The organism is Sphingobacterium tabacisoli (genome assembly GCF_017908035.1).
GTDB lineage: Bacteria > Bacteroidota > Bacteroidia > Sphingobacteriales > Sphingobacteriaceae > Sphingobacterium > Sphingobacterium tabacisoli.
In genome coordinates, this window is the sequence record NZ_JAEQMU010000001.1 from 120,793 (window position 1) to 139,823 (window position 19,031).

General features: G+C 41.8%; 17 protein-coding genes. 11 read left to right on the forward strand and 6 right to left on the reverse strand.

What is annotated here, in order from left to right; genetic code table 11:
• Positions 1–55 precede the first annotated feature (55 nt).
• The 10 genes from JKG64_RS00440 to JKG64_RS00485 all read left to right on the forward strand — a co-directional run bounded on the left by JKG64_RS00440 (position 56) and on the right by JKG64_RS00485 (position 10,451).
• Positions 56–535: a hypothetical protein gene (locus JKG64_RS00440; protein ID WP_210352369.1), complete on the forward strand. Its 480-nt coding sequence runs from the start codon at positions 56–58 to the stop codon at positions 533–535.
• A gap of 337 nt (positions 536–872) precedes the next feature.
• Positions 873–1,184 carry an HAD family hydrolase gene (locus tag JKG64_RS00445; protein WP_210352370.1) on the forward strand — a complete coding sequence of 104 codons (312 nt, stop codon included), beginning with the start codon at positions 873–875 and terminating at the stop codon, positions 1,182–1,184.
• Between the two features lie 30 nt (positions 1,185–1,214).
• Positions 1,215–2,126 carry a helix-turn-helix domain-containing protein gene (locus tag JKG64_RS00450; protein WP_210352371.1) on the forward strand — a complete coding sequence of 304 codons (912 nt, stop codon included), beginning with the start codon at positions 1,215–1,217 and terminating at the stop codon, positions 2,124–2,126.
• A gap of 227 nt (positions 2,127–2,353) precedes the next feature.
• Positions 2,354–3,532 (forward strand): efflux RND transporter periplasmic adaptor subunit, encoded by a 1,179-nt coding sequence (locus JKG64_RS00455; protein WP_210352372.1) that lies wholly within the window; start codon positions 2,354–2,356, stop codon positions 3,530–3,532.
• 12 nt (positions 3,533–3,544) lie between these two features.
• Entirely contained in the window at positions 3,545–6,712 is a 3,168-nt protein-coding gene (locus JKG64_RS00460; RefSeq protein WP_210352373.1) for an efflux RND transporter permease subunit, read from the forward strand.
• A gap of 12 nt (positions 6,713–6,724) precedes the next feature.
• Positions 6,725–8,170 (forward strand): TolC family protein, encoded by a 1,446-nt coding sequence (locus JKG64_RS00465; protein WP_210352374.1) that lies wholly within the window; start codon positions 6,725–6,727, stop codon positions 8,168–8,170.
• A gap of 91 nt (positions 8,171–8,261) precedes the next feature.
• Positions 8,262–8,522 (forward strand): hypothetical protein, encoded by a 261-nt coding sequence (locus JKG64_RS00470; RefSeq protein ID WP_210352375.1) that lies wholly within the window; start codon positions 8,262–8,264, stop codon positions 8,520–8,522.
• A 39-nt stretch (positions 8,523–8,561) separates the two neighbouring features.
• A complete protein-coding gene (locus JKG64_RS00475; RefSeq protein ID WP_210352376.1) occupies positions 8,562–8,972 on the forward strand; it encodes a hypothetical protein in 411 nt (136 codons plus the stop codon).
• Positions 8,973–9,456: 484 nt separating this feature from the next.
• Complete coding sequence (locus JKG64_RS00480; RefSeq protein WP_210352377.1) at positions 9,457–9,918, forward strand: Lrp/AsnC family transcriptional regulator; 462 nt, start codon at positions 9,457–9,459, stop codon at positions 9,916–9,918.
• A 317-nt stretch (positions 9,919–10,235) separates the two neighbouring features.
• Positions 10,236–10,451, forward strand: coding sequence for a hypothetical protein (locus tag JKG64_RS00485; RefSeq protein WP_210352378.1), 216 nt, complete (start codon positions 10,236–10,238; stop codon positions 10,449–10,451).
• 116 nt (positions 10,452–10,567) lie between these two features.
• Here JKG64_RS00485 and JKG64_RS00490 read toward each other — a convergent pair whose 3' ends face one another.
• Positions 10,568–10,981, reverse strand: a complete 414-nt coding sequence (locus JKG64_RS00490; protein ID WP_210352379.1) for a VOC family protein — start codon at positions 10,979–10,981, stop codon at positions 10,568–10,570.
• A 70-nt stretch (positions 10,982–11,051) separates the two neighbouring features.
• Positions 11,052–11,633, reverse strand: a complete 582-nt coding sequence (locus JKG64_RS00495; RefSeq protein WP_210352380.1) for a Crp/Fnr family transcriptional regulator — start codon at positions 11,631–11,633, stop codon at positions 11,052–11,054.
• A 356-nt stretch (positions 11,634–11,989) separates the two neighbouring features.
• Between JKG64_RS00495 and mrdA the strand changes: the two genes are divergently transcribed.
• Positions 11,990–13,834: a penicillin-binding protein 2 gene (gene mrdA, locus JKG64_RS00500; protein ID WP_210352381.1), complete on the forward strand. Its 1,845-nt coding sequence runs from the start codon at positions 11,990–11,992 to the stop codon at positions 13,832–13,834.
• A 249-nt stretch (positions 13,835–14,083) separates the two neighbouring features.
• Here the strand turns inward: mrdA and JKG64_RS00505 are convergent, their stop codons facing one another.
• The 4 genes from JKG64_RS00505 to JKG64_RS00520 are packed head-to-tail and all read right to left on the reverse strand — an operon-like array spanning position 14,084 to position 19,028.
• Positions 14,084–15,235 (reverse strand): TlpA disulfide reductase family protein, encoded by a 1,152-nt coding sequence (locus tag JKG64_RS00505; RefSeq protein ID WP_210352382.1) that lies wholly within the window; start codon positions 15,233–15,235, stop codon positions 14,084–14,086.
• A gap of 20 nt (positions 15,236–15,255) precedes the next feature.
• Complete coding sequence (locus JKG64_RS00510; RefSeq protein WP_210352383.1) at positions 15,256–16,824, reverse strand: PKD-like family lipoprotein; 1,569 nt, start codon at positions 16,822–16,824, stop codon at positions 15,256–15,258.
• Between the two features lie 12 nt (positions 16,825–16,836).
• Positions 16,837–17,589, reverse strand: a complete 753-nt coding sequence (locus JKG64_RS00515) for a DUF4843 domain-containing protein (RefSeq protein ID WP_210352384.1) — start codon at positions 17,587–17,589, stop codon at positions 16,837–16,839.
• Positions 17,590–17,594: 5 nt separating this feature from the next.
• Positions 17,595–19,028, reverse strand: coding sequence for a RagB/SusD family nutrient uptake outer membrane protein (locus tag JKG64_RS00520; protein ID WP_210352385.1), 1,434 nt, complete (start codon positions 19,026–19,028; stop codon positions 17,595–17,597).
• Between the last annotated feature and the right edge of the window lie 3 nt (positions 19,029–19,031).

The following is a 19,031-nucleotide window of genomic DNA, read 5'->3' on the forward strand; positions in this document are numbered from 1 at the left end:
TTTATGAAAAAAGAACTAAGAATTCTGGCATAGAAGACAACAAAACATGAATATTATGGAAATAAAGAATACGGTATCACAAATTTACTTCAGGATCAATGTTTTATCGATCCTTCTCTGCATCATTCTCAGTTGCCGTACGGCAAAGGAAAAAAGCGAACTGCTACGTATGAACACAAAGGCACAAAGCGTGTCCAGGACAAATACCTCATGGATGCAGCTCAATAGACAGGATAGCACATACCGCTACTGGCACTATACAGGCGACAGTATATTCTTCTTTCATCCTGATAGAGGCTTGTGGAGCCGCTCAGGACAGTTTACCTATATCGAGCAAAAAAGCTCCGATGCAAAGGATGAAAAAATGGTATTCCAACAGGATAGTCTCAGGACTGTTAAAGCTGAGTCACAGCTGGATACCTACTATCGATCGGAATCACACTTCTTAAAACAATGGCCTTGGATCCTGCTGTTAGGTGTATTAGTAGCGACATGTTGGATGGTTATAAAAGTAAAGAAGGCAGGGCGCATCTAATCGTTTTTTTATTGGGATCCGATTTTTTCTACAGGTTCATTAGTAGATGCACGTAGCTTCTTTTAGAGCTTGTAGTATTCGTGAAAGGTGATGTTCAAATGGATAGAACACACCAAAAAGGTTTGATGTAAGTTTTGCCCTCTCTTATAGTTTGTTATCTAAAAAATAGTTTGTAATGAATCTGTCATATTTTGCCATTTTAACTTTTGACTATTTTACTATTAAGGTCTAAGACTTAATATTGTGTTTCACAATGACTGATAGGTTATTGATCAGTCTGATAGAATTATTCGAGAAAATATGGGAAATAGTCTAAAAAAAATATCTCCGAACGGTTTTGAGCGATTTTGATCTGTCAGGTTATTTTGAACAGGTGATAGAATCTGCTGGGGTAGGCATACGCAAACCTGATCCCGGTATTTTTCAGCTTGCAGTAGATTTTTTAAAATTCCCTGAGCGCGATATTCTTGTAATCGGCGATTCCTATCATAAGGATATTGTTCCGGGAAATACGTTTGGATGTCGAACGCTGTGGATCAAAGGGAAGCTCTGGGGAGAAGAGACGCATCTAGCGGATGAGTCGGCAGCTGGTTTTAGCGTTCGAAGTTTTAAAGAGGCCAGTGATCTGATCCAGCGGCTAACGGTGTAACTTAGGGGATTACTTAAATATAAATATTTGATGAAGACTGCAACATTGTCGACGCTTACGCTAGAAGAAATTGTAGCGGTGCAGGCCGAAAAGCAATTGGACGATGATATCTTTGTGTTTGAGATTATGCACAATGAAATAGTGGAACTGCGTATGAACTATCCTTGTAAGGGTAACTTTGTGACGACGATGTTGGTTATGGCAGGGACAGCCCAGGTGAAGGTTGATTTTGAGACTGCAACTTTGGAAGCGGGAAGTCTCATCAGTACTTTTCCCAATAATATTATTGAATTCCAGACGCTATCATTGGATTGCCATATTATAGGTATTCTGCAATCAGTAGAAAGTATGGCTAAAGTGGAGATGCGTATGGATGCTGAAGATAGTCTCGTATTTTTGTCCGACAGCTATTCTAAATTTATGCAGCTGGATGAGGAAATATTTGCTGCTGCTATTCATATTTTGAAACGTCTAGCCAAGATCAATGTTAATGGTATGGACAAGTATTATTCGACAGAGATCATATGGAAATATGTGACACTATTTTTTTATGAACTAGCCACCTTTGCCAAAAGAAGTTATAAGCAGTACAAGACTCCGGTGTCAAACTCCCCACGGAAAGAGGATCTTGCAATTCGATTTGTAGGCATAGTTGCTAAAGATTTTCGGATACAGCGCGAAGTGAATTATTATGCAGATCAGTTGCATGTCTCCCGTAAACATCTGACTCGTATTATCAAGACCGTGTATGGACTCACGCCGAAGCAGATTATCGATGGAAAGGTCATTGCAGAAGCAAAGGTGCTTCTGCAGAAGAATGAGTTGAATATTAAAGAAATCATGCGCGAATTGTCCTTTGAGGATCAGCCTACATTCAGCAAATTTTTTAAAAAAAACACGGGTTTTTCTCCGTTGATATATAGACGTCATATTGACAACTGAAACGAAATTGATTGATATACAGTTTCTTGTTTTGTTTGACGGTTTTGTCAACTGTTACTATTTATCCCTTAAAGAGGTGTGACCATCTGTTTAAGTTTACCTTTCCCTTAACTATCTTCATAAAGAGTCTTTTAGGCAATTTATTGCATCTTTTAGCATTTTCTCCGATGTTGTTCTGGCCTACCTTTGACAGGTTTAAAACTGATAAAAGCTTTTTTGCAGACAACATGAAAAATTTAATGAAGGTAAAGCAAACTTTTTTTTCGCAATCGTCCATCTTGGTAACGGGAATGCTAGTGTTCCTTTCATCCTGTGGAAATAATCAGCAACAAGCTGAAATCCCGCCTGCTGAAGTGCCGGTGGAACAAGTAAAGGAAGGTCTAGGGCTTAGTAGAAGGGAGTATCCAGCAAGCATACAAGGCGTGTCTGATGTTGAGATCCGACCTCAGGTGTCGGGATATCTCCATAAGATATTGGTTGATGAAGGTGCATATGTGCAGGCAGGCCAGAGCCTTTTTAAAATCGACGACCGCGTTTATATGGAACAGTACAATACGGCTAAAGCGGCGATATTGGTCGCTAAAGCAAATCAGAAAACAGCCAAAATTGACCTCGATCGAAAAATGGAAATGGTGCGGGAAGGGATTGTATCTGATTTGCAATTGCACCAGGCGCAAGCGAGTTATGATGCTGCTGCCGCCGCACTTGCGCAGGCCGAGGCAGCAGCACAGTCTGCTAAGATAAACTATGACTTCTGTACAATAAAAGCACCAGTGAGCGGCTATCTAGGGCGTATTCCGTACCGCTTAGGTAGTTTGATCGGAATGAGTAGTGTAGAACCATTGACGGTCGTGTCGGATGCACGGCAGATCAATGTGTATTTCAATATGAGTGAGATTGATTTTATTCAATTTCAGGAAAAACATGCAGGTAGCTCGGTACAGGAAAAACTGAAACATGCTGCACCTGTCGATCTTATGGTGGCTAATGGTAGCGTCTATCCGCATAAAGGGCGTATTGATGCGGTGGAAGGTCGTTTTAACGAGACGACGGGGTCGGTTACTTTCCGTGCCAAATTTGATAATCAGCAAGGTGCCTTGCGGGCAGGAAATACAGGCAAGATCGTAATCGAGCAACAGTACGACAAAGTACTATTGATTCCTATTGCGTCGACAATGAGTATCCAAGATAAAATATATGTTTTTGGTGTGGAAAAGGATAATAAAGTAGTCCAAAAAGGAATATCCGTCCTCGGTAAATCGGGAACGAATTATATGGTTTCATCCGGCATTAGCGCAGGTGATCGATATATCACAGCAGGATTTGAAAGGTTGCAACCTGGTATGACCGTATTACCTCAGCAAACGAAGGTAGATCAGGTAAATGCACAATTACAGGGCCGTTAAAATCAGGAATACATGTTAAAAAAGATTATTAAAAGGCCTGTACTCGCTACGGTCATATCCATATTATTGGTTATATTAGGGGTGGTAGGTATAAATTCACTACCGATCACCTCATTTCCGGATATCGCTCCTCCCAGTGTATCGGTGACAGCGGTGTATCCCGGGGCAAGCGCCGAAGTCATCGCGCGATCGGTAGCTCCGCCCTTGGAGAATGCCATCAATGGAGTCGAGGATATGGATTATATCACCTCGACCTCAAGTAATGGCAACCTGATGCTGAGTGTTATTTTTAAGCTGGGCACAGATCCAGATCAGGCTGCCGTTAACGTGCAGAACCGTGTCGCACAGGCGACGAGTCAACTGCCGGCAGAGGTAAATCAGATCGGGGTGACTACCATGAAAAGACAGAATAGTATCTTGGCCATGGTATCGTTTTATAGTGAGGATGGTGAGGTTGATGACCTATTCATCGAAAATTATGCGAAGATCAACGTGGTACCCGAACTGAAACGTATCAAGGGGGTAGGAGATGCTATGATATTTGGTAATAAAGATTATTCGATGCGGGTATGGTTGGATCCTGAACGGATGGCTTCGTACAATATCAGCCCGCAAGAAGTGGGAGCAGCGATCCAGGCGCAGAATATTGAGGCCGCTCCGGGACGTTTTGGTGAGCGTAGCAAGGAAGCTATTGACTACGTGATCCGTTATAAAGGAAAATACAGTGAACCGTCTGAATATGAGGAAATCCTCTTGCGTGCCAATAGTGACGGCAGTGCGTTGCGCTTGAGAGATGTAGCAAAAGTTGAGTTTGGTTCCTACGATTATGGGATATCGACCTTGTACAATGGCAAGCAGGGGGTCATGGTAGCGATTTTTCAAACGGCAGGATCCAATGCCAATGAGATCGAGATCGCCATGCGCAAGCGCTTGGAAGAGCTTGCTAGTTCTTTCCCTAGTGGGGTGAAATATGATGTCATGCACAGTTCAAAGGAGTCGCTGGATCAGTCTATTGATCAAGTCATCACAACCTTGATCGAAGCATTTATCCTCGTGTTTCTTGTCGTATTCATTTTTTTGCAGGATTTCCGATCGACATTGATCCCGGCCATTGCTGTGCCGGTGTCTATTGTAGGTACATTTTTCTTCATGCAGTTGTTTGGCTTTTCTATCAACTTGTTGACACTGTTTGCATTGGTACTGGCGATTGGTATCGTGGTGGATGATGCTATCGTGGTCGTCGAGGCGGTGCATGCCAAGATGGAAAAAAGAAGACTCAACGCACGTGCAGCTACGATGTCAGCTATGAGTGAGATTACAGGGGCAATCATCTCTATCACGCTGGTGATGTCCGCAGTATTCGTGCCAGTGGGTTTTATGGAGGGACCTACAGGGGTGTTCTACCAGCAATTTGCATTAACTCTAGCGATCGCTATTGTGATATCTGCCGTGAATGCACTGACGCTAAGCCCGGCACTGTGTGCTATACTATTGAAACAGCACGATAAGCATCAGGATGATAAGCACAAGAAAATGAGCTTCAAAGAGCGCTTCTTTACTGGATTTAATGCTGCCTTTGATCGGATGACTTTCCGTTATGGGCGTTCTGTGCTTTTTTTGATCAAGCGTAAGTCTGTGGCATTTATTGGACTGGGAGCTATCGTAGCGTTGTGTGCATGGATGTTTACGACGACACCTACTGGTTTTATTCCGGATGAGGATCAGTCGTTTTTGATGGCGACGGTGACTTTGCCTCCAGGTGCCTCGCTGGACCGTACTACACAAGTGGTCAACAGAGCCAGTGCCATTGTCGACAAGCATCCTGCGGTAGAGACAACGGTATCGGTAACAGGACTGAATATGTTAAACTTCAGTACCTCCTCATCGAGTGCCGTATTGATGATCCGTCTTAAGAAGGGCAAGGACAGAGGTGAGGTGAGCGATATCAACCAGATCACAGGGCAGCTTCAAGGCGAACTTGGCGTGGTGAAAGAAGGTTCATTTTTTGTGTTAGGCATGCCTACGGTACCAGGATTTGGGAATACTTCGGGTATGGAACTGGTGTTGCAGGATCGTACAGCTGGATCGCTGACCAAATTTAACGATATCGCTAATGAGTATATGGGAAGTTTGATGCAACGACCAGAGATCATGATGGCTTTTTCTACATTTAACGCCTCGTATCCGCAGTATGAATTGCTGTTGGATGAGGTGAGAGCAAAACAGTTAGGGATCAATGTATCCGATGTGATGGCTGTGATGCAGGGGTACTATGGTAGTACACAGGCTTCGGACTTTAACCGGTTTGGGAAATATTACCGTGTGGTAATGCAAGCTGCTCCGGAAGCACGTAATGATCCGTCTTCACTGGATGTGATCCGCATAAAAAACAAACTGGGCGAGATGGTTCCGATCAGTTCGATCGCAACCCTAAAACCTACATCCGGACCGGAGGTTGTAGATCATCATAACTTATTTAATGCGATCAGTATTACAGCGATGGCAGCACCAGGATATAGTACGGGGCAGGCGATGAAGGCAGTAGAAGAGGTAAGCGTACAAAACCTACCTAATGGGTTTTCTTACGATCTCAAAGGGATGAGTAGAGAAGAGAAAAATTCGGGCGGACAGTCAGTTGTGATATTTGGGCTCTGTCTGGTATTTGTGTACTTCTTATTAGCCGCACAGTATGAGAGCTATCTGCTCCCATTTTCAGTATTGTTGGGGATTCCTACGGGACTAGTAGGAGTGTTTGTGGGTATTACGCTTGCAGATCTCTCAAATAATATTTATGTGCAGGTAGCTTTGGTCATGTTGATCGGATTATTGGCCAAAAATGCGATCCTTATCGTGGAGTTTGCAATACAGCGTCGCCGTGCCGGGAAAAGTCTGGTAGCGGCTTCGGTAGAGGGGGCCAAAGCGCGCTTGCGTCCTATTCTGATGACTTCACTGGCATTTATTGCGGGATTGTTGCCTCTGTTATTTGCAACAGGGCCTTCGGCTATCGGTAATCATTCTATAGGCTATGCCGCCGTATTCGGTATGTTGTTCGGAACCGTTTTAGGGGTGTTTATCACGCCGGTTTTATTTGTTGTATTTCAATACCTACAGGAACGCTTAAGTGGCAAAAAGTTGGATGAAAACGTGTGGGAGTATGACGAAGCAGTATCGGATAATTAAGAGCAAACGACAATGATGACAAATATAGAAAGTAAATTATTTAGATGGGTGGGCGTAGGGGCGATCCTGACGGCAATGGCAGGCTGTGCAGTCCACAAGCCTACAATGGAGGCTGCAGCAGTTCCCGATCAGTTTCGATCGATCAAAGATACGGTTTTTGTGATGGCAGCGGATAGTAGCAGTATTGCACAGATCCCTTACGATACGTTTTTTGTAGACAGTACATTGACCCGCCTTATCGAACAGGGCTTGATACATAACAATGACCTGCAGATTGCGCTCAAACAGATCGATATTGCATCACTGGCCTATACGCAATCCAAATGGGGCTATGTGCCTACGGTAAATTTGAATGTAGGTACGGCAGCCATTAATAGACCATCCAACAACAGTATGAACGGTAGCATGATGGGACAGTTTACAGGCAAGAGTTATGTCGAAGATTATAATACCGCCCTGGATATTTCTTGGGAAATCGATGTCTGGGGCAAAATAAAAGGTCGTAAGGAAGCTACCCTAGCTAGTTTTTTGCAAACGCAGGAAGCTGCTAAAGCGGTACAGACACAGTTGGTAGCACAGATCGCAGAGGGCTACTATAACTTGTTGATGCTGGATATGCAGCTGGATGTAAGCCATCGTAATCTAGAACTGATCGACAGCACGTTGCGCATGATCCATATTCAGAAAAAAATGGGTATAGTTACGAGTCTGTCTGTACAGCAACAAGAAAATGCAAAAGATCAACTTTTAGCGACTATCCCATTACTGAAGAAGGCGCTCGTCACGCAGGAAAATGGTTTGAGCCTACTGACAGGTAAAATGCCAGGTGAAATCGCTAACCGGACGCGACTGTCGGAGATGCCTACTCCGGAATTCAAACAGGTGGGACTGCCGGCGGAAATGCTGAGGTTTAGGCCGGATGTGAAAAGTGGTGAGCTGTATGTACGGCAGGCACTGGCACAGGTGCATGTGTCCAAAGTAAACATGTATCCGTCATTGCGTATTACTGCTCAAGGTGGGCTAAACGCTTTTAAAGCCAGCGATTGGTTTAGTATTCCCGGGTCGTTATTTGGTACAATTGCTGGTTCTATAACGCAACCTATTCTGAATGGTAAGCAGTTGAAAACGCAGTATGAGCAGGATAAGATTATGGCTGAGCAGGCAGAAATTGATTTCAAACAGACCGTGCTCCGTGCGGTAGGCGAAGTTTCGAATTCGCTAGCAGCAATCGAGCTGTTGGGAGATCAGGAAGAGATAACAAAACGTTTGGCTACGCGTGCACAGGAGTCGGTATTGACGGTAAACAAACTATTTCGCCAGGACATGGCGAGCTACCTGGACATCATCGTAGCACAAAATAATAAACTGCAGGCCGAGTTGGATCTTGCAGCAATCAAGGCACAAAAACTAAGTGCTATCACGACACTGTATCGGTCTCTAGGGGGCGGCTGGCAGTAATTGGTAGCAGATCATGTGGGCTATCGGAGCTCTTTCCGATCGCCCACATGATCTATTAATCGGTTATAATTACTTTTGTATCAATTAAATTATGAGAAAAAGAATAAATACATTGCCTCTGTTGCTAAATGCTTCGCAAGGTGAGTACATGCCTACCGAATTGGTGGATCTCTATCACCTATTTGTACTGGTAGGGGGGGACCTTGATCTATTAGATCGGGTCGCGATGCGACTGGAAAATGAAGGTAAAGAAGTCTATTTTTTGGAAGACACATTGGACACGACCAAAGGACTGCACCGTTATGGTATACTGTACATGGAAGAACCTTTGCTATTGATCAATGTACACTAGGCATTGATCGTGAAATTTATTTTATAACCCTATCTTAATATGTCTAAAGAAGCCGATTTCATCCGAAATGCTTTAGTAGAGTCTAAAGCGTATGTTTTAGATGTGGGTTTCAAGTCTTTAAAACTGGAAGAATTGCTACTGCGTATCGCTTGTTCGAAAACAAAGTTTTATGCTTATTTTGGAACGGTCAACGGATTGTTAATTATGGTGTTGAAAGAAGAATATCGGCAGATGTCCTTATTTATTCGATCAAGTATGAATGAAGAACTTAGGAAGGACTTATGTACTCATAACATAATTAAGATCAGAGATATGTTCCTTGATAAATCAATTTTGTTAACGCGATATTTTAATGAAAGAAATATTATGAATCAACGTTTTTTTGCATTGAAAAAGGCTGTTTCAAATTTTGAAAGCGATGTTTTTAATGATTGTTTGAAGAGGTGTTAGCTTTCTTTAAATATATCCTGTTTCGATAATAACGATTATGCATAAATTGATGAAAGCTATGCAGAAGTCGATGAGAATAAAGAGAGGGCTAAAACCATCTATGAAGTGTGAGATTTAGCTTTCTGAAAAAATAAATAAATCTACGCAATCGATTGCGTTTATACTGAAATAACGCCTGTTTTTTTAAAACATTTGCGAATGTTTTACGAATTATCGGTGTTACCATTGTTGTTTTTACTGGTTTTTTTGATTTTTGTAGAATAATTTCTTATGAAGCAGTAAGTCATTGTGACGACAATTGATGGATTCCGTTAAGACCAGCAAAATATATAAACTTATCCTCTATCCCGACAGTGAAAGTGGGGAAAAGCGGACACTGTTTTTGGAGGAAAAAAAAGACAGAATATTTCGCACGGTTCATTCAGATGATAAGATTTTATTGAAATTGAAATCCCCAAATATTCAAAAATAGACTTATTACCGCATGGACTTAGATCAGACAGATATTAAACTACTACGTTTACTTCAGGAGAACGGAGCGTTGAGCAATAAAGATCTCGCACTGAAGGTTAATAAGTCGCTTACCACTGTACATGAACGCGTGCATAGATTGAAAAAAAGTAATTACATCAAGAAAGTGGTCGCCATCTTAGATAGGCAAAAAATTGGAATAGGATTAATATCTTTCTCACAGGTATTCCTTGTTGAGCATAACGCAGAATCGCTCAAAAAATTTGAAGATAGTGTAGCGGAGTTTGCCGAAGTGATGGAGTGTTTTCAGATGTCGGGTTCCTATGATTTCCTCTTACGTGTAGTCACCCGGGATATGGAAGGCTATCATATGTTTTTAAGAAATAAACTGGCTGTACTGCCGAATGTAGATAAGGTACAGACCTTTTTCGTCCTGTCAGAAGCGAAATTCGAAACCGGTTACCCCATTTTATAGTCACCTTTTACAACGGTATACAAAAAGCGTCCTCGGTGGGGAACCTTGGACGCTTTGAACTAACCAATATAAACCTCAATCATTCAGTTTTGCAACGTGATTTTCTAATACAAATGTACAGGCCAGAAATTATATTTTTAAAGTAAATCTGAACTTCCGAATATTTTGCTATTACATCTCATTTGATCCTCATATTCCGATACTTATCCTTACTATAGCGTATTCTGCTGAAAATTATTCTTTTTATTATACATGGCCTGTCCATAGGGATTGCTATTATAAAATGCTGTTCTATAAAGCATTTACACTTGTGCCTATTGGGCAATCAACTAATCTACGGCGAACAGGTCGCTGTACACAAACAAATAACAGAATTGGCGTATGATTATGACGATGTAAGTAGAGAAAAGAGTAGCACGGTGGACCAGATCTTTAGTAAGAAGTCTAGTAATCTGCTATTAAAATGGTTATGGTTATTACTCGCGATTCCTGCTGGAGGTGCGGTTTATTGGTGTTGGAGGAAGTTTTTGTAGGACGTACACACTTTTACATGACAGAAAGAGCCTAACTAAAACTTTAGGCTCTTTCCTGTATGTAGCCTTATAGCAACCTTTTGAATAAAGCGATAGATAGGGCAACTTGCTCGTATTTACAGTTCTGAATGAAGACCTATCTTATTCCCCTCACTATCTAAAATTACCGCAATATATCCTACGGGACCAAATAACTGTTTATGGTCAATAATTTTTCCTCCGGCGGGCACGACTTTATCGAGGACAGTTTGTATACTTGGACTAGCATTAATGTAAACCACGGTTCCATTATCGGATGGCTTGTTTTTGTCGGATTTGGCTAATACCCCCGTCACTCTGCCCGATGTGGCTTGAACAATATTCGGGTTAAAGGGAAAAAAGACGCCCTCATCTTCACCATCACCTCGCTTGATCATCTCGATATCGAGGATTGTCTCATAAAACTTTTTCGCTCTATCAATATCTGATACAGGTATTTCAAACCAAGTTAGGACATTGGTCTGTTCATCAATCTTTTGTAGCTTTTGCATATTAAAATGTTTTATGCAAAAAAAGACATTTTAAGGATTATTAACCTGTGACTATAGTCACATAATCTGGTTATCGTGACATTCGACGTCTTCTAATACGACTTAATGTTTCTCTTTTGACGCCCAAGAATGAAGCTACTTGAGAAAGCGATACTCTTTTTAGAATTTCTGGCCTTTTATTTTCTAAATATTCTAAACGTTCCTGTGCGGAATAGAGTTGGAAGACTGTTAATAGTTCTTCTTGCTTAGTGGCATATAAACGGATACAACTCCTTCCTAAAGCTTCAACCTCCTGTGACTGTTTAGCAATCTCAAACAGCTTTTCTTTTGCAAAAAGAACTACTGTCATAGTTTCACAGGCGATAATATTAAATTTAGATTTTTCTCCAGACCCAAAACTTTGGATATTAGTAGCTATTTCATTCTCGAAGAAAAAACCGGTGTTTTTAATTTCTCCATCAATTTCATAATAGCTTTTACAATATCCGTCCACGATGTAAAACAATGAACTGCATACTTCTCCTTCTTTAAGAAGAAAGTCGTTCTTCTTAAGCTCTCTTTCTTCAAGTGCAGGTTGAAGCAATGCATAGCTTTCTTCTGAAAATGAAGTAAGCGAACGGAGGAAGTTTAAAAGATTTTTTTCTCCTAACATTGTAATATGGAAACTTTTTAAAGGGATAAACGTACAAAAATATAACCATTACGGATGTTAGATGCTGGTGATTTTCGCTGTGCTTTTTTTTGCCTCAAATTCAGATTATCTAAGATGATCCCTCTGGGAGCTCTCGATTGGGTGACTAAATCAGGACGGTCGACAGAAAGGAATGAAAGTCAATTGCACTAATACCAATTAAATTTTTTTTTCTAAAGTGGTAACCCTACTTTTGTAGCATATCAACCGTAGCGGCATACGTTCTGTAATAGCTGCTATAAGCTCATATTTTAATATATCAAAAAAATGTTCCAGATCGGGGCATAGGTAACTCATTAACATTACTCAAATAATCAATGAATAACTATTTCAAGCGTAAGTATGCAATACAATTTATATTTTTATTAAGCGCCTTAATTATTGTAGCCCGACTCTTTTATATGCAGATATTAGATAGATCATACTTAGTAGCTGCCAGAAACAATGTATTACGTACCGAAATGATCTATCCCGCGAGAGGCATGATTTACGACAGGAACGGTAGGCCTTTGGTGCAGAACAGGATCGTGTATGACCTGATGGTGACGCCAAGGGAAACATGCGAGATGGATACAACCTTATTTTGTGATCTCTTAGGGATTGATAGTAGTGGATATAAAAGTCGTTTTGAGAAAGCTAAAAGATATTCATCATATCGGGCATCACTTTTTGAGGGGCAATTATCCGCGCGCAACTATGCTGCTTTACAGGAACATCTTGATAAGTTCAAAGGATTTTATGTACAGCGAAGAACCATACGCAGCTATCCGGATAGTATAGCTCCCCAATTACTTGGATATATTAAAGAAGTAAATTCACGGGATATAGATCAATCAGACGGATTCTATCGACCTGGAGATTATATTGGAGCATCAGGTATCGAACGCACTTATGAGAAAGTACTACGGGGACAACGTGGCGTCAAGATGCAGGTAGTAGATGTATTCAATCGGCCGATGGGATCCTTTATGGATGGGATGTACGATACACTGTCTGTTAGTGGTGATGGCCTACAATGCACGATAGACCGGGATCTTCAAATTCTGGCCGAGCGTCTTATGAAGGGCAAGATGGGGTCAGTCGTGGCTATAGAACCATCAACCGGCGAAATATTAACTTTTGTAAGTGCACCTTCTTTTGATCCGAATAGGATGACCGGAAGGCACCGTGGGAATAATTATATGAAACTATTGAATGATCCTACGCACCCGCTGTTCGTACGCCCCATACAGGCCTATTATCCACCAGGATCTGCTTTTAAGATCGTGGCCGCACTCACTGCACAGCAGGCCGGGCTGATCGATAAGAATACCATTTTCTATTGTCCAGGCAGTTATAGATACGGTCCCGGAAAGGCCGTAATGGGATGTGAGCATGTTGATGGACCTACCGATCTGATAAAATCTATACAACGCTCTTGCAATACTTACTACGCCTATACCTATGCGCATATGATAGATCGTCGGGGGATGCCCGGATATAAGGCATATGACCTTTGGCGCGAAGGGCTGCAAAAATTTGGTATAGGGCAGAAGCTAGGAATTGACATTCCTGGAGAGAAGCCAGGATTAATACCTACTTCAGACTATTATACTGAACGCTATGGTAGTAATAAATGGCGATCGGGCTATAATATTTCCTTGTCGATTGGACAGGGTGAGCTGGGGATCACACCGCTACAGATGGCAAATATAATGGCCATTGTAGCAAATAGAGGCCATTATTACAGACCACATTTGATTAAGGCAATTGGCGAACAACAGACAATAGATCCCATATACCAAGAGAAGTTGAGTGCTGGCGTGGACGCAGAACACTATGAGCCCGTGATCGAAGGGATGAGTAGGGTCGTAAATGTGCCTGGAGGTACAGGATATCGATTGCGTATTGATGAGATAGAAATGTGCGGTAAAACGGGAACAGCCCAGAATCCCCATGGAAATTACCATGCTGTATTCTTTGCTTTTGCTCCACGTATCAACCCTAAAATAGCTATAGCTGTATTTGTTGAAAATGCCGGATATGGAGGTACCTGGGCAGGTCCGATTGCAAGTATGCTTGTCGAGAAATATATTAATGATACGATTACGCTACCAAAAGAAATACAAAATCGGATATACAATGCGGACTTTATTAGTGAGCAACTACAGTCTAATAGCTAAAGGGGCATGGGCCATGACGATGGTGATGGCGGCTCTCGGTACGCTGGCGAGCTATACGATCTCACGGTTACTAGAGCGAAAGAAAAAGTAGCTGTTTAAAGTTGAGACGGAAGGCTATTGACTTTGGAAAGCAGTCACCGACTGTGTCGGAGACTGCTTTGCTAGCCTAGAATGGCGTAGTAAAACTCCTTAGAAGAAATTAATGGGGGAATTTCCCCCATTAATTGTTATTGCGTTAAGTCCACTTGACTAGTTTTTTCCGATTAGTTTTTCCAACTCTTTTTCTAACGCTTCACCCCTTAAGTTCTTGGCAATAATCTTTCCTTCGGGATCGATAAGGTAGTTTTGTGGAATACCGGTGACACCATATTTTAATGCGGCTTCGTTGCTCCAATATTTTAGATCGGATACATTGGTCCAGCCACCTAAGCCGTCATCTGCGATCGCTTTTATCCAGTTGGCTTTAGCACTTTCACGGTCTAAAGAAACGCCGAATACGGTAAATCCTTTATCCTTATAGTTATTAAATGCCTGTACGACGTGTGGATTTTCTTTGCGGCATGGACCACACCAGCTGGCCCAAAAATCCAATAATACATATTTGCCACGGGTGGAGGAGAGAGAAACCATCTCGCCATCAGGGGTCGCTTGGGTAAAGTCTGGCGCGATGCTTCCGATCATGATTTCCAGTTGACCTTGTAACCTCTTTGCAAAGGCGATACCCTCCCGTGAATCCCGCTGTTCTTCTGGAAGCTTTTTATACATTTCCAATACTTTCATCATTTCTTCCCGTGAACTCCCGGCATAACGCTGTAGGGCATAGAAAAGCATCGGTGATGTAGGATTATCTTGAATATAGCGACCATAAACATCTTCCTTCAATTGTGTCTGCAGAGCTTTGACTTCTTCCTGAATGGCTTTCTTGTCGGACTCTGACAGGTTTTTATCCTGACTCTTGCGCATGAGGTCCATGGATTTTGCCTGATAGTTACTGGCTAAGGCGTTGAGTTTTTCAAATTCGGCATGGCTTTTTGAACCGCTGACTTTGACATTTGAAAATTTACCTTCACTCTCGAGCTTGATATTCCCGGGTTCTAGGAAAATGGACAACGTATTGTCTGGGTTGCTAATGCCTGCGCCAGGTCTGCCAGGAATGGCTTTAAATACGATAATACGCACCTGCACAGGTTGTGCGAGGTCAAATTCAAAGCTGTACTTGCCATTTTTTAGTGCTGAGCTGTCTAGAAACTGTTCGCCATCGTACTTATAGAATAAGTATAATTTGTCAAAATCTCCTGTTATTTTTTTGAATTGACCTGTAATTTTCACTTTCTTATTTTGGCCTAAGGCTAAAACTGGAAGGAGGCAGAGCAGGGATACCAATAATCGAATTGTTTTCATGTTCTTGTTGCTAAAATTATTTATATGTTCCATTTGTAAGACATTTCTTTAATCCGGCCAAAACCTTCATAAACCTTTTGGGAAGAAAGATCGAGGTTCCCATTGATCTGATCGATTTTGTAGGAGTAAACTTTTCCATTTTTTGTGCTTTCATTCCAAGTAGCGAAGTAAACGACCTGATTCCCATTTGGAAGAATATTGGCGAGATGAAAGCTTGGGAAGAAGAACTTCTGCAAAGCAACCGATGTGACTACTTCACCGGTAGGAGCTGTCCATAGTGGTTCGGCTACTTGATTGGTACTGAAATATTGTCGGTAAACTTTGTCGCGTGCTCCGTAAAGCAAATATTGACCGACGTAAGCCACGGCTAGACTATTAATATTTTGGATATCAGGGTTATGGCTGATGTCTAGTTTGCTGACTGGGATGGTGTTGTCTACGGCAGAGTTGAAATTCGCACGTAGCAGATAGTAGTTTTGGTTATTGTTTTTCATCACGAGGTATTCGTGAGCAAGGGCAGGTGTGCCGTTACCATACCCCCAATCAGCCATTACATAGTCTAAGTCAATATTGTCTAAGCTATATGGAGTACTGGGTTGGTTGCTAAAAGTCGTAAAGCTGATCGCACCACTGGTTAATTTCAGAAAGCGCTTGGCAGCACTGTCGAAAACAAGACCATCTAAAGCCGCTAGGTATTTTTTGGGTTGCCAAGGCGCCAATTGAATGCCGGCATTACCAATAGCTGGACTTAAGGTGGTATTATTACGGTTGCTCGTAGTTACTGCAAAATTGATGTTGTGTAGACTGTTATCATGGAGTGCAAATTCTTTGCTGCCGTTTGTGGTATAGCCTATCAAATTCCGATTTTTTGGAATCGTCCAAAACAGTTTGTTAAAAGGATAACTGATTTCGAAATTTGATTTGTTGATACCTACCAAATCATGCTTGGAAGCTACTATTAAATCACCGCCACGAGTCAGGTTGGAGGTAGGATGTAAGATGGTTACCGGGCTGCCCAATAGGGGACTGCCATTAGAGTTTTTTATAAGATCAATAAATAAGCGTTCTTTAACGATATTGTTTTTGACTCGACTGTCCACGATGAGTCCCACATCACTGTTGCCTTCGCGCTCATACAGTACCATCCACCCGTCAGAAATGGTCTCATTTATTGTTACCGCAAATTTTTGATATGTTTCTGTCTGGTTTTTTAAATCTCTGACGGTAAGCTTGACGACCCAGTTGCCGGCAGGCTTTAGCATTGCGGCCTTCAGACCGATGGTATGCCCAAGGGTATCGACGGTATAGATATTGGTGCTTGCAAAGTTTTGATAGATGGACCAGGTTAGTGATACCTTGTCTGCCAGCGTGCTGCTGTTATCCAATAATGTACCGTTATAGTATATTTTCGGAACAATGTGCAGGGTGTCCGTACGATCGATAGCGTACTCCGCAAGGATATTGCTCTGCGAGGTGTCGATACGGATCTGATCCAGTATGGTATAATCGTAATTGCCTTTGTCTTTGTAACAACCTATAATAAGGAAGAGAAGGCAGATAGGGATGATGTGTTTGATAATCAGTTTCATGTTTTTCGTGATTTAAGGGAATACCACAGGGAGATTGTTCTCATCAAGCAGGGCTCCGTTTTCCTGATTGTGAACCTCCAGTGCTATCTTGCATTCTTTAATGTAATTGGCCATTTCGGATGTACTGATCCCGTATGGGTCAGCTTCGGTAGCACTATTTGAAATGACATAGATCGTAAAATAGGTAAGGCCCATGACCTGCATGATAAACTTGTATTTGACATCGCTATAGCTGCCGAAATAATAGTTGAGCGGACGGTAATACAAGGGAGCACTGTCCCAGTTGTCCGGTTTGGAGATATTGTTCCGAAGCGATACTTTTAAACTTGACATTTCCTTACTACCCCCGAGGAGATCTGTGGTAGACTTCAGTTTGAAAGTGATATGTCCAGGCGTTTCTTTAAATAGATCTTCACGTTTAGGCCTATCGATGTAGATTGCACTGCGCAATTCAACCTGTCCGGCTTTGAGAACATATTTCGGAAAGTGGTAATCGACGGCTTGGATATCGCCTTCGACAGCTTCAAGTTCAAAGGTAATATCCCGATCCAAAGGATATCCGGTCAGCCTCGCATTAAAGATGATAGAGTCTACTTCCGTAAGGCTATACGCATAGTTATAGGTTAGACTATCCTGGATGGACGAACTTGTGCCAAACCAAATCTGTAAAGCAGTATCATTTGGATCGAAAAATAGAGGCTCATTCTCTTTACAGCTTGTAAAGGATAGAAGTAAACCAAAGAGTAAGTAATCTATTTTTTTCATAAAGTTTATTTATTAGGTTCACGGTTGGCACTGGTGGATTCGCTTACAGGGATAGAAAAGGTGTAGCTTTTGGTCGAGACCATATTCACATCTGTACCATAGATCGTAGCTTGGTTATTTCGCTTATAATAATGGAAAAGCTGGCCTTCGCCGATAAATTCTCTCCGGAACTCGGAGGTCAGTTCTGATCTGAAATCTACAGGTATAGCAGTAAGTTGCGTCAGACCACGTGCTTTACGTTGCGCATTGAAGGCCGGTAGGGCGTCGAGTCCTTGTCTCCATTGTGCTTCAGCCAAGATGAGGTACATCTCAGATAGCTTGATCAAAGGCATCTTATTTTGATAATAGGAAGGATTACTGATTTTGTTGGTCAAATCGGTGCTTAACGCCATGTACTTGGTCAGGTAGTAATTTTCATTGGATGTTGAAAGCGTACCTTGTGCAAATAGCGTTTCTCTGTAGTCCAATGGATCGTCATTGAGATAGTACTTTTTGGTCGTTAGGTCCAATGAAAATTGATTTTCGCCCTCCTGGGATAGAAAGTTTACACTTTTTTGAGTGAGATTATTGATCTGTAAGCCGAAAATCTGTTCTATAGCGCCACTTTTGTCTAAGCGGTCAATAAAATCCTGTTGACTGGCAAATGTAAATTTGTGGGAATTAATTACTTCCTGAGCTGATTTGATCGCTAGGTCAAGCTGGCCCGAGTATAGATAAATTCGTGCGAATAAAGCTTCAATAGCGTAATAATTCAAGTGAAGCTGTCTGTTTATCAGATAGCCGTTGTCATTCATTTCTGTGATGATTTCGCCGGTGAATATAGGATCATTGCGAAGTAGTTCCTTTGCAGTCTTTAGATCTGTCAATATTTGTGCTAATACATTCTGTACCTGATCCTGTTTGGTTTGTTTGGCACTATATTCTGTGATGTAAGGAATAGCAGGTTGAGTGGGATTGACAGCGTAGCTTACACCAAAGCACCGTAGGAGTTCAAAGTGTAGGAATGCACGTAAGGCTAAAGCTTCCCCTTTTATTATTGAATGGTTTTTGCCCGTAAATGGTATGCCGTCATCAATTTTTGACAATAGATGGTTGGTGTTGCTGATCGCATTGTATAACGAGCTCCATACTTTTTCTATTCTATTTTCTAATAGTGTACCGTTGTAGTTATAAGCGTGGTCGTCATTGTAGGAGGAAGGGTAGTTTTTCCATTCCTGAGCGAGTACGCCCATCATGCCATAGGTCATTTCCTTGCCGTATAGGCCATCTTCGCCCAGTATGGTATAGATACCTGCCAGAGCTTCTTTAAAACCCGATTCGGTTTTGAAAAGTTCAGACGATTTTACCTGTGAACTGGGTTGTACATCCAACCATTTGTTGCATGAAGTATACAGGGTTAGAATGCATAGTAGCGAAAGCGTAAATGTTAACTTATTCATAGT